Here is an 11,245-nt window from a genome sequence, read left to right on the forward strand (position 1 = left end):
AACATCGGCTCAGGCGCGTCATGCACCCTGAGCTGCCCCTGCCGCAACTGACGCCGCCAGTACCACAGCAGCCCGCGGCTGATGTCGTGCCGCCGGGCCACCTCCGACGTCCGCGCCCCGGGCTGCGCCGCCTCGGCCAGCACGCGCAGCTTGTCCTCGGCACGCCAGCGACGACGCCGCTCAACCCCGGTGATGATCTCCATCCCGCCCCCGTCCTTTGCGTCGCCCTCACGAGCGGTCACTAAGGTCAGAGGTCATCATCCCTCACAGAAGGCGGCCCTCGCCGGACGAGTACGAACAAACAGGGCATGCAACATACGAAGCGCCGCACTTTCGTCGGAGGTACTCTGGCGGCGCCCGTCCTCATCGCGACCGGACTGCCCCGTGCTGTCTCAGCGCAGCAACCCGCCCTTCCGCCGACGATCGCGCTTGTGGTGGGTGCTTCGCCCGGCGGCACGACGGATACCCTTGCCCGCGATGTCTCGGAGGTGCTGCGCGAGAAGCTCGGGCGCACCATCGCGGTGGAGAACCGCGCGGGCGCCGGCGGGAACGTGGCGGCTCAGTACGTGGCGCGCTCGGCCCCCGACGGGGGGACACTGCTGGTCGCCTTCACGAGCCACACGCTGAACGCCGCCATCATGCGCCAGGTGCCCTACCGGCCTCTCGAGGACTTCACCCCGGTCGCGCTGCTCGCCCAGCTGAGCGCCGCCGTGCTGGTGGTCGGCCCGAGCGTGCGGGAGGGAGACCTGGCCGGCTTCGTCGCGGCGGCGCGCGCCCGGCCGGACCGTTACAGCTTCGCCATCGGCGGTGTCGGCAGCTCTCTGCACATGCAGACGGTCCTGTTCCGCTCCGCGCTCGGCCTGTCCGGGCCGGAGGTGCCGTTTCGCGGGACGGCGCCGGCGCTCGTGGATGTCGTCGCCGGGCATGTCGACGCGATGTTCGCGCCCCTGGATGTCGCCGGCCCGTTGCTGAGCGACGGAAAAGTCCGGGCGCTCGCCGTCACCTCGCGAAGCCGACTGCCCTCCCGGCCCGACCTTCCGTCCCTGTCGGAGGCGGCCCCGCAGGTTCAGACGGCGGCGGCCTGGTTCGGCGTGCTCGGGCCCGCGGGCATGCCTCTCCCGGTCATCGCCACCCTGTACGAGGCCATCCGCGCGGCGCTTCGCACGCCCCGGATCGTCGAGCGGATCGTGCACGCCGGCGGCGAGGTCCCCGATCTCACCCCGGCGCAGTTCGGTGAGTTCCTCGAGCGCGACCTCGCGCTCTGGATCGAGACCGCGCGGACAGGGAAGGTGGAGGTCCAGTAGGGCTGTCGGCTTGCCTCGCCGCCGTCACCCGGCCGCTCAAGCTGGTACCGGCCCGATGAGAACGGCGTCAAAGGCCTCGTCCTGCCGGAGCAGCACCCTTCCATCTCGGGCCAGTTCCAGTCCGGCGACAAGAGTGCTGGCGAGGGCGGCTCGAAGACGCAGCGGCCTGTCGGGGGCGGCAGGCGGGATCGTCGGCAGGCAGCGCTGAAGTGGAAGGCCGGCCGGGCTCTGCCCGAGCAGCTCGGTGATGCGGCGCACGGCGTCCGAGATGCGCCAGAGGTCGGGCGGCGCGGGGCGGTAGGTGGTGGGCGCCTCCGCCCCCTGCCCTTCCCGGCTCTCCAGCAGGGCGAGCGTCGCTTCCAGGAAGGCCACGTAGAGCTCCGCCTGCGGCCGCGGGGCGGGCGGGTCCACCTGCCCCCGCGCGAACACCTCCCGCCCGAGCTGCGCCCGCGCGGCGAGCCACTCGGCGCCGGCCCGCATACGGGCGAGTTCGTCCAGCTGCTCGAGCCTGCGGCGGGCCTCCTCCTGCGCCTCCTCCGCCGCCTCCTGGCTGGCCGGCGCCAGCAGCTGCGCCTTGAGCAGCAGGAGCTGGCTGGCCATGACCAGCCAGTCCGCCCGCCGCTCCAGCCGCGCGCTGCCGGCGCTGTTCTCGATGGCGCTCACCAGCTGGTCGGTGAGGGTCAGGATGGAGAGCGGGCCGAGGTCCACCCGCTGGCGGCGCACCATCTCGAGCAGGAAGTCGAGCGGACCCTCAAAGCCCTCCACCCGCAGCTGCGGGGTGGTGCTCGGTGAGTCGGCTCTGTCGCCTCTCTCCGCCTGCTCGCCCCGCCCTTCCCCACAGGCGGGCTCCTCCTCTCGGACGAGCGCCTCACCCACGGTGGACCCGCCCGCGACTCACCGAGGAGGATCCACCCCCCTCAGAGGCTCCTGCCCCGACCACCCGCGCCGCCTGCCCGTCTGCCCCGCCCGGCGCGTAGTCGGGGGTGAGCGCGAAGGCGAGTGCCGGCCATTTCCGTCGGAGCCGCAGCACCGCCTGCCATGGCGACCAGTCCGCCGACCAGAAGCCCACCCGGAGCTCCGCCATCTTCTTGCGCCGCCCGTCCAGCTTGCCGGGCAGCACCTCCACGTGCCGGAGCGGACGGGTCAAGCCCCAGTGGCCGAGCAGCCAGTCCCGGCTCGCCGGCTCCTCGGGGCCGAGCCTGAGGATGGCCGCGGGCACCGGCAGCAGCCGGTGCAGGTCGAGCGGGCAGCTCCGGTCCGTGTCCAGGCGGGACAACGCCCGCTGGTGGTTCACCGCCACCGCCTCTCGCAGTCGCCGGGCCAGGAGCTTGGCGCCCGCGAGGCTGATCGCCGGCACGCCGTCCGGGGGTGCGACCATCGGCAGCAGGAACTCCTCCTCCAGCGCGGCGAGGTCCAGCTGCCACGGGATCACGCCCGCGCCCGCCGCGGCGGCGCTGAACCGCGTCACCTCCTCGTTGGGTCCGCTCACCGCCAGCGTGTTGCACAGCCAGTCCGTGTGGGCGCGCTCCGGCCGCCAGGTTGGGTCCGGTGAGTCGGGAGGCGCCTCCTCCTGGGTGAGGGCGCCTCCCCTGCCCTGCGCTGCCACCTTGTGGCCTGTCGCCCCACTGCTCAGAGGTCGAGCAGCCGGGCCGGGCTGTCCTGCGTGATCTTGGCGCGCCGGCGGTAGCCCTGGGTGGTCGCGAGGCTCCGCTGCCGCGTGTGGTGCATCACCTGCTCGTCGAGCGCGCCCTTCAGGTAGGCCTCCGTGATAAACCCCGCCCGCAGCCCGTGCGGCGAGAGCCGCTCGCGCTCGTCCACAGTCAGGTTCGCCATCGCCGCCCTTCGCCGCAGGATCCGCCACACCCCCTGCGGCGTCAGCCGGTCCTCCAGCCCACCCGCGGCACTCACGCGCCGGAACACCGGCCCCCACTCGATGCGGCTTCGCTTGAGCCAGGCCTCCACCGCCCGCACCGGGCAGGAGAGCGGGTTCAGCCCGCGGGGGATGCCAATCGAGGCCCCCTCCCCCTCCTGGTCGCGCTTGGCGCGCGGGATCAGCACCGTCATGCCCTCGCTCGTGAACCGCAGGTGCTCGCGGTCGATCCCCACCAGCTCGGAGCGACGCAGCGCCCCGGCAAACCCCACCAGCAGCAGCGCGCGGTCCCGCACCCCGGCCACGTCGGTGCCGCAGCTCGCCAGCAGGCGCTTGACCTCGGCCGAGGTGAGGGCGGCCGCCGGGCGCGCGGGCTTGCCGTGGGTGGCGAGGATGCCGCGCATCGTCGCGCTGATCGCCGGCTGGCGCGTCTCCCAGGGGTGACCGGCCTGGCGGTGGTGGTGGGCAATCGCCGCCAGCCGCCGGCGCAGCCCGCTGCGGCCGAGCGTCGCGGCCAGGCTCGCCAGGTGGCCGGCGATCACCACGGGGGCGGCCGGCAGGGCCGCGACCCCGCCCGCCTCGCACCAGGAACAGAAGGCGCGCCAATCCGACGCGTAGGCTCGCCGGGTGTTCTCCGACAGCGCCCGACCGGCGTAGCCAGCCGCGCGGGCCACCGCCTCGCCGACCGGCCCGGCCAGCACCGCCAGCGCCTCCACCGGCAGCGCGCCCGCCGCCAGCCGCACCACTGACGCGGGGACGCTGGGCTGTTTGCCCTCAGGCGCAGAGGTCATGGGTCTTCCCAGGGGTTGAGCAGCGTCAGGCCGAGGAGCTCGAAGTCGGCGACGTTGCGCGTGGCGAGAGCGGCGCCGTGCGCGAGTGCCAGGCCGGCGATCAGCGCGTCGGCCAGGGCGATCGGCCGCCCGGCGCTCTCCCGGGCTGCGCGCGCCCGGGCGTAGGCGGTCGCGCCGCTCGCGTCGAAGGGCAGCACGCGGTCGCCGAAGCCCTCGCGGAGAAGACGCCCGAAGAGATCCTCCAAACCGTCGCGCCGCTGCCCGTCGGGCAGGCGGGCCAGGCCGTAGCGGATCTCGGCCACGACGAGGCTCGGCAGGAAGAGCTCCTCGAGCGGCCGGGCGGCGAGGAAGGCTGCCACCCGGGCGTCCGGCCGCGGCCGCATGAGCTCGGAGACGACGTTGGTGTCGAGCAGGATCACCGTCCAGCGTCGCCGCCGAAGCCGATCGGCGGCCGCTCGCGCTCCTGCTCGCGCCGCGGCAGGTCGAGGTCGATCCCCCGCTCGGCGCCGAAGAGCCGCTCGGCGATGGCCGGCAGTGTCTCGCCGCCCGACGCCTCGCGCGCCATCGCCGCCCGGAGGAGCTCGCGCGCCTCCTCCTCGAGGGAGCGCCGGTGCCGGCGGGCGCGGGCCTTGAGCTGGTCACGGAGCGCCTCGTCGACGTTGCGGATCAACAGGCTCGCCATGCACCACACTCCCACGCCCAGGCGTTACGCTATCATCTGCTAGCAAGGAGCGCCAACTGATTGACTTCGCGTCCATTCACCCTGGTGCAGGTGCCCGATCCGCGCGCCGCACTTTCGACAGTCACCGGCCGCGCGCAGCGTCCGACCACGGGATCATTGTGCCCGGCGACACATATCCGTGGCAACTGCCCCCTCCTCACCCCTTGGGCACGATAATGGATTGTTATCGTGCCCAATAGCGATGGAAGGACCGCTGGAAAGGTTGTTTTTCCCAGAGATAGGCCCGCTTGTCTCTCGCAGATCGGAGACAGGGCGGGGCACCCGCGCCACTCCGTCCGCTAATCCCGCTTTCCGGACAGAATAGCGCGCCATCCTGCCACATGCTCGGTGGCGCGCCCCCTCCCCCGCCCCGGCCGCTCTCTGCGGCGCCCCAGGCGCCCGGCGCGGCGAGACCCTAGTGCTGCACACCTCTCTGCTCAGCGACCTCCGAGTGCCCGGAACCGGCGAGCAGGCAGCCGAACCGCGGGCGCTCTCGGCGGGCGCTGCCGTCTAGGCCACCCGCGCCCGCGGCGAGGGCACCCACCGCGCCTACCGCTCGGCCTGGAGCGCCTTTGAGGCTTGGTGTGCCTCTCTCGGCCGCGAGCCGCTGTCGGGTGATCCCGAGACGCTCGCCATGTACGCCGTCGGCTGCGCCGACCGCGGCCTCATCGTCACGAGCCTCCGCGTCCACCTTGCCGCAATCCAGGCCGCACATCGGCTCGCCGGCGTAGCGCTGGACCTCCGCCACCTGCGCGTCGTTATGGTTCTCGAGGGCATCGTCCGCGACAAGGGACCCGTCCGCGCAGGAAGGCCACGGCCGCCGGGCCCGACGTGCTCCGGCTGATGCCGGCCAGCCGCCCCTCCCCCGCCACCCCGCTCGGGGCGCGCGACCGCGCGCTCTTGTTGGTCGGCTTCGGCGCCGCCCTCCGCCGGAGCGAGCTCGCGTGGCTCGCGCTCGGAGAAGTCGAGGTGGTCCCCGGGTGTGGGCTGCGCGTGCTTGTGCGCCGCTGCATGACGGACCAGCGCGGCGCCGGCCAGGAGCTCGCCGTCTGGGCCAACCCAGGTGAGCTGGGCTTGTGCCCACTCGCCGCCCTCGAGGCTCGCCTCGTCTTCCGCCGAAAGGGACCGGAGAGCACGGGCGGCGCATCGGACGGAGAGGGGCCGCTGTTTGTCGGCATGAGCAAAGCCGGGCGACTCACGGGCCAGGGGCTGCCGGATAAGGCGGTGTGGCTGCTGGTTAAGGGGGCTGCCGAGGAGGCCGAGCTCGAGAGCTGGGAGCGCTTCTCGGGGCACTCGCTCAGGGCAGGGCTGGCAACGGCAGCCGGTGAGGCCGGCGTTGATCTCGCATAGGTCATGCGCCAGACCCGACACCACTCGGCCGATGTCGCTCTCGGCTACCTCCAACCCGCCGATCCCTGGCGAAACCACCCAACGAAGGACATTTACGGCGAGCCCGACGACGCGCATTGAGTGCAGAGATGAACACGACCACAGCGGGACACAGATGCCCAATTGGCGAACGAGAGGCATCGGCGGCGTCGCACTTTGACGGCGCCGTTACGTTAGTCTCGATCGTCGAGCGCTGTTGCCGATAGTCCTGAAAACGACTCACAGGCGTGCAGGCGGGCGTTGAACACCACCTCGCGCGTCGGTGCATTGTCCCGGCCCACCAGGGCGCAGGCGTTGTCGAACAGGATCTCAGCGGGCACGCCACCGAAAGCCTAGAAAGCTCCCTCAATTCCCGCAAACCAACTCCCCTGCGCTTCACTTCGGAAGACCCGCACGTGCAGCCGGCGTGAGTGGCCTAAGGTGGCCACGAAGAGGTGCACCCGCACCGGCACGCCCGCGATCGCCACCCGCCGCTCGTCAAAGTCGATCTGCAGCTGCCACCCGGGCGGCGTCTCGAAGCGAACCGTCGCCAGCGCCGCGGCCAGAAGCTTCTGCCGGTACGGCGCGCAGGCCCGCTTCACTGTCCGCAAGCCGGCCATCAGCCCGTGCTCGGCCACCAACTCCTGCCGAACCACGTCAGCGTTGCCGCCATGCCGTGGAGTGGCCCCCATTTCGACCGGACACCGGGCGTAGCCCCGAGGGCCTAGGCTTACGCCTGGGCATACGCCTATGCCGAACGACCCCACGCGCGTTGAAGTCATCACCGGGCGCGAGCGCCGACGCCGCTACAGTGCCGAGCAGAAGCTCCGGCTGGTTGAGGAAACCATGCAGCTGGGGATGACGGTCTCGGCCGTTGCCCGCCTGCACGGTGTCTCGCCCAGCCTGCTGTTTGGGTGGCTGAGGCCGCGTAGCGGACGAAGGCGCATGGCCGAGGGCGGCAAGGCAGCGATCCAGGCCGATGACGACGTGGTCGCTGCGGGGCGGCTGCGCGAGCTGGAGGGCCGCATCCGCGACCTCGAGCGCCTGCTGGGGCGCAAGACCATGGAGGTGGAGATCCTGCGTGAGGCGCTGACCGCCTCCCGGGGAAAAAAGCCCGTCTGGCAGTTGCCGTCGCCGCCACAGGGCGGTTCCCGGTGAAGGTCGTGGCCGAGACCTTGGGCGTGGCCCGCTCCAACCTGGTCGAGCAGGTGCGCGGCAGCGCAAAGCCTAGGGGCCACTATCGGTGCCAGGGCGACGACGAGCTGGTGGCCGCCATCCGCCAGCTCACCGACGCCCGGCCCACCTATGGCTTCAGGCGCATCACGGCCCTGCTGAACCGCGCCCGCCCGGCCTCGGGGGCCGAGCCCCTCAACCATAAACGCGTCTACCGGCTCATGGCCCAAGGTCAGCTGCTCCTGCAGCGCCACGGCACCCAGCGCCCGATCCGCGCCCATGAGGGCCGCGTCATCGCCTCGGCTTCAAACCTGCGCTGGTCCTCGGATGGGCTGGAGATCCCCTGCTGGAACGGCGAGGTGGTGCGCCTGGCGTTTGCCATCGACACCCATGACCGCGAGGTCATGGCCTGGGTCGCCACCACCGGCGGCATCAGCGGCGAGATGATCCGCGACCTCATGCTCGCCTGCGTCGAGCGGCGGTTCGCGGCCCTCCGGGCACCCCACCCGGTCCAGTGGCTCGCCGACAACGGCTCGGCCTACGCCGCCCGCGACACGCGCGACTTCGCCGTCGCGCTGAACCTTGTTGCCTGCTTCACGCCCGTCCGCAGCCCTGAGAGCAAGGGCGTCAGCGAGGCCTTCGTGAAAACGCTCAAGCGCGATTACGCCCGCATCAACCCCAGACCCGATGCCGCCACCGTCCTCCAGCAGCTCCCAAGCTGGATCGAGGACTACAACGAGAGTCACCCCCACAAAGGCTTGCGGATGCGCTCACCCCGTGAGTTCATCCATGCCCAGTCTCAATCAGCCCCGTGTCCGGTTTGATGGGGGCAACTCCATGCCGTACCAGCCGCTCCTGCAGCCAGCCCGACAACTCCTCCGGCGCCGGCGCCCGCCGCGCCCGGAAGTATCCCGACCAGGCTCTCTCCAGCACATACCGCCGCAGCGTTTTGGAACAAGTGCCAAACTCCCGCGCGACCCGCTTGACGCCCTAACCCCGCGCCTTGAGCGCCAGCATCGCCGCTACATCGTCCGGCGTCCGCATCCGCCCCTTCCGCGCTCCATCCAGCACTAAACCCTGGATCACCCCACAGTCATCTATCAACGTCTCTTCCCTTCTTCAGAGGGAGGCGTACCCATGCCGGCAAGGGAGCGGCATTCCATGGCATTCGACACGGTGCGGTGCCCGCTACGCCGGGCGTCCAGCTTCCTCTTCGGCATAATGGCGTTCCACCTGAACGGAGAATTTGAATCGATTTGCACAGCCCGCTGACCTCCGGAAATGAGGGAGCATGAGCGGGAATCGAGGGGGCACGAAGCCGCCGGTCACTCCGCCTGGGGCGCCTCCCCGGCGTCGGACTGGAGATCAAGCTCGGCTTGGCGAAGGCGCTGGTGGTTCCACCGGTACCTGTAGGTCTTCACCCGCCCGACGCCGATCGCGTCGCAGCTCCACGAAGCGAGACCACCGGCGCGGACGAGGTCATCGAAGGCTTGGCGGATCTCGCCCCTGAACTTGACCCGCCGCTTGATCGGAGCGTTTAGGTAGTCCTCGCCACATAGCGCCGCGATATCCACGTCATCGATCCAGCTGTGGCTGGGCTTGCCGTCGATGAACGGCCAGATCGACTTCGCGTAGTCGCTCTTGAGCTTGAAGTATGTGTCACCGTCGAGAGAGACGAGCGTCCGGCTCTCGAACATGTCCCTCACCCACTTGCCGTAGCGAATGCTCAATCGGCTATCGAGATCGACGCCAGACCACGAGATCTCACTAATCAGCGTGTCGGAGAAACCCGCACCAGGGAGCCGTCCTTTCGCGATCCCGGCCTCGTACTGCTCGTACGTCCCGGAATAGATCCGAAAGGACACGGACCGCATCTCCTCAAGCGACCGGAGCAGCGTAGCGAGATTGTTGACGTGCGCCGTCCGGCCCGTCGCTTGCAGCAGCGCCCTCCACGTCGTCGACGTCTCGTAAATGACGATGTTCTTGGGCACCCGGAAGTCCGCACCCTCCCGCCACTCCGGATTGCTCAACTCGAATCGGGCTGCTCGGACTCTGAACAGCGCGTAGAGGGCGTCCCGGTGCTGGCTACCCAGCTCGCGGCCGTGGACCTCCACCACGCTATGCGGCTTCACCGCATAGATCCGGGTGGTGCGGTCCAAGTCCAGCCCCTTCTTCCGCGGCGCGAAGGCCGAGGTCCGGGTCAGCTTGGCGGGCAGGACAGCAGGATTCTGGCGGCCGCGCCGGTTCGCACGGGTCTTCTCGAACCGCTGGAGGCGGGCAATTTCCTTCTCTTCGGCGGTCTGGGCTTTCCGGGGCATGGTTCCCGTGTACCCCGTACTCGGAGTCCCCACCAACAACCGGGAATCAAGGGAGCACGAATGGCTTCCTGGTCCCTTAAAGCCGGACATCAGGGATATCTGGAAGCTGGAATAGAGAGAGCATGACCGCCCAATAGTAGCCGGGAAAGTATCTTGAACGGCCGGGAAGGCCCGTGTCTTGTGGATGAAAGGCCTTGGAACGTAGGAGAGGGAGCACGAACGGTAGGCCAGGGAGCACCAGCGGGAAGAGAGGGAGCACAGGCCGTAGAGCTGGGAGCACGAATCGTGTGGAAGACCCTGATCCGCCAAATAAATGCGGCTACTGACGAATTAAAGACTACTAAAGACTCTTTAAGGACGCGGGGCTGTGGATATCCCTCCAGGTGTCGGTTCCGATTGCCAATGAAGCGAAGGCTACGGAAAGGGCGCGGATTGGGAGGCTAGTTCCGGCTCAGAGAGGGAATCAAAGGAGCACAAGTCGCAGTATGGAAGAGGCCGCACCGTGCCCACTACGGGGAGAGTTACAGGACGGCCGGGCCCAATTCATCCAAATTCCAGGCCGAGCCCTCGCGCTCTACCTAGTACGAGAGCCGCCTCAAGCAGCGCGAACAGAAGCGTAGGCGATGGATCAGCCAGTTGCCGGAAATGCCGGTCCGCTGGTCACGCCGAATGCCGCAGCGGCGGCAGCGGTCATCCTCCTCCTAATCTACGGCTGTGGCGTGGCGCATGCAGCGCATCCATTGCTGCAGTCTCCAATAGGATCAGCTCACGAACAGGATCATACCCCTGGCTGTTACGCAGCAGTCCGGAAAGGACGGAGCATGAACCGGTAAACCGCCTCCTCACGTCGCCGTAAGAGCCTCATGGCGGCTCATCAACCGCTTCGGCTTCCTGTGGAGTGACCTTCCTCCGCACAAGCGGACAGGGATTACGGCCCAGGTAGAGAACTCAAACAACCCATTGCGTTTGCTGACGTTTTTACCTCCGGATCGGGTTCGGCTGATCGGACGGCGGAAATGGCGCGCCTGTACTGGCTTTCGGATGAGGCATGAGCAGCCATCGATCCGCACCTGCCGCTCGGCAGGCCCGGTAAGCTCCGCGTGGATGATCGGTGAGTGATCGGCGGCATCCCGCATGCGCTCAAGACGGGGGTGCCGCTAGCGCGATGTGCCGCCCAAGTACGGCCGGCCCATCACGATCTACAACCGCTTCAACCGCTGGTCCCAGCGAGGTCTCTGGCATCGTCTGTTTGAGAAAGTGGCCGCCTGCGGTGAGGTCCCGCAGGAGCTCAGCCTCGACAGCTCTCACATGAAGGCGCACCGCTCCGCCGCAGGCGGAAAAGCCGAGAGGGGACGCCGGCGGTCGAGAGCTCGTGCAGCGGCCGTACCTCTTAGATCCACTACCTAGATGTTTGATCCCAGGGTTTGATGGTGCAGTCTTCTCCCCTGAGCGGAAGGACGCACTATGGGCCAGGTTCTCCATGGCAGCGCCACAACGACGGAGGCAATCCGTCGAGCGATACAGCATAGTCAAGAGAGCCTGAGAGGGCTGGCCAAGCGCTATGGAGTGAACCCGAAAACGGTCGCCAAGTGGAAGGCGCGTGGGTCTGTTACCGACCTGCCGACTGGGCCGAAGGAGCCGAAGTCCACGGTTCTCTCGGTCGAGGAGGAGGCCGTCGTCGTCGCCTTCCGCCGGCACAC

The 11,245-nt window shown here is 69.3% G+C and carries 12 protein-coding genes and 1 pseudogene; 4 read left to right on the forward strand and 9 right to left on the reverse strand.

Annotated features, from left to right (window positions below; genetic code table 11):
- On the reverse strand, window positions 1–203 hold a 203-nt coding region (locus tag EAH89_RS29690; RefSeq protein WP_140886428.1), incomplete at its 3' end, for a transposase.
- A gap of 231 nt (window positions 204–434) precedes the next feature.
- On the opposite strand from EAH89_RS29690, the gene EAH89_RS29695 reads away from it, so the two are divergent.
- Window positions 435–1,304 (forward strand): tripartite tricarboxylate transporter substrate-binding protein, encoded by an 870-nt coding sequence (locus tag EAH89_RS29695; RefSeq protein WP_161993846.1) that lies wholly within the window; start codon window positions 435–437, stop codon window positions 1,302–1,304.
- A gap of 36 nt (window positions 1,305–1,340) precedes the next feature.
- Here the strand turns inward: EAH89_RS29695 and EAH89_RS29700 are convergent, their stop codons facing one another.
- Genes EAH89_RS29700 through EAH89_RS29720 form a run of 5 tightly spaced genes read right to left on the reverse strand, consistent with a single transcriptional unit; the run spans window position 1,341 to window position 4,647 of the window.
- Window positions 1,341–2,180, reverse strand: a complete 840-nt coding sequence (locus EAH89_RS29700) for a segregation and condensation protein A (protein WP_140887598.1) — start codon at window positions 2,178–2,180, stop codon at window positions 1,341–1,343.
- Window positions 2,173–2,910 (reverse strand): hypothetical protein, encoded by a 738-nt coding sequence (locus EAH89_RS29705; protein ID WP_140887600.1) that lies wholly within the window; start codon window positions 2,908–2,910, stop codon window positions 2,173–2,175. Before EAH89_RS29705 ends, EAH89_RS29700 begins: the two co-directional genes overlap by 8 nt.
- A 23-nt stretch (window positions 2,911–2,933) precedes the next feature.
- Complete coding sequence (locus EAH89_RS29710; protein WP_140887603.1) at window positions 2,934–3,965, reverse strand: tyrosine-type recombinase/integrase; 1,032 nt, start codon at window positions 3,963–3,965, stop codon at window positions 2,934–2,936.
- Window positions 3,962–4,384, reverse strand: coding sequence for a PIN domain-containing protein (locus tag EAH89_RS29715; RefSeq protein WP_140887606.1), 423 nt, complete (start codon window positions 4,382–4,384; stop codon window positions 3,962–3,964). The genes EAH89_RS29710 and EAH89_RS29715 overlap by 4 nt, the downstream gene beginning before the upstream one ends.
- Window positions 4,381–4,647, reverse strand: a complete 267-nt coding sequence (locus tag EAH89_RS29720) for a FitA-like ribbon-helix-helix domain-containing protein (protein ID WP_140887608.1) — start codon at window positions 4,645–4,647, stop codon at window positions 4,381–4,383. Before EAH89_RS29720 ends, EAH89_RS29715 begins: the two co-directional genes overlap by 4 nt.
- An 882-nt stretch (window positions 4,648–5,529) precedes the next feature.
- Here EAH89_RS29720 and EAH89_RS29725 point away from each other — a divergent pair.
- Entirely contained in the window at window positions 5,530–6,036 is a 507-nt protein-coding gene (locus EAH89_RS29725; RefSeq protein ID WP_140887610.1) for a site-specific integrase, read from the forward strand.
- Between the two features lie 212 nt (window positions 6,037–6,248).
- Here the strand turns inward: EAH89_RS29725 and EAH89_RS31655 are convergent, their stop codons facing one another.
- Window positions 6,249–6,395 (reverse strand): hypothetical protein, encoded by a 147-nt coding sequence (locus tag EAH89_RS31655; RefSeq protein WP_161993847.1) that lies wholly within the window; start codon window positions 6,393–6,395, stop codon window positions 6,249–6,251.
- A gap of 12 nt (window positions 6,396–6,407) precedes the next feature.
- A complete protein-coding gene (locus EAH89_RS29730; protein ID WP_140887613.1) occupies window positions 6,408–6,692 on the reverse strand; it encodes a transposase in 285 nt (94 codons plus the stop codon).
- 112 nt (window positions 6,693–6,804) lie between these two features.
- Between EAH89_RS29730 and EAH89_RS29735 the strand changes: the two genes are divergently transcribed.
- A protein-coding gene (locus EAH89_RS29735) for an IS3 family transposase (RefSeq protein ID WP_241667269.1) occupies window positions 6,805–8,051 on the forward strand; the annotation gives its coding sequence in 2 pieces (ribosomal slippage) (window positions 6,805–7,159 and window positions 7,159–8,051; 1,248 coding nt in all).
- A 501-nt stretch (window positions 8,052–8,552) separates the two neighbouring features.
- Here the strand turns inward: EAH89_RS29735 and EAH89_RS29740 are convergent.
- Window positions 8,553–9,545 (reverse strand): hypothetical protein, encoded by a 993-nt coding sequence (locus EAH89_RS29740; RefSeq protein ID WP_140887618.1) that lies wholly within the window; start codon window positions 9,543–9,545, stop codon window positions 8,553–8,555.
- 1,464 nt (window positions 9,546–11,009) lie between these two features.
- Here EAH89_RS29740 and EAH89_RS29750 point away from each other — a divergent pair.
- A pseudogene (locus tag EAH89_RS29750) lies at window positions 11,010–11,245 on the forward strand (IS481 family transposase); the annotation flags it as partial.

The organism is Muricoccus nepalensis (assembly GCF_006438825.1).
Classification (GTDB): Bacteria; Pseudomonadota; Alphaproteobacteria; order Acetobacterales; family Acetobacteraceae; genus Roseomonas; species Roseomonas nepalensis.

Bases quoted from the DNA above. Each gene is read 5' to 3' on its own strand.
- EAH89_RS29710 (WP_140887603.1), bottom strand. From the start codon at position 3,965: ATGACCTCTGCGCCTGAGGGCAAACAGCCCAGCGTCCCCGCGTCAGTG.
- EAH89_RS29740 (WP_140887618.1), bottom strand. From the start codon at position 9,545: ATGCCCCGGAAAGCCCAGACCGCCGAAGAGAAGGAAATTGCCCGCCTC.
- EAH89_RS29725 (WP_140887610.1), top strand. From the start codon at position 5,530: ATGCCGGCCAGCCGCCCCTCCCCCGCCACCCCGCTCGGGGCGCGCGAC.
- EAH89_RS29720 (WP_140887608.1), bottom strand. From the start codon at position 4,647: ATGGCGAGCCTGTTGATCCGCAACGTCGACGAGGCGCTCCGTGACCAG.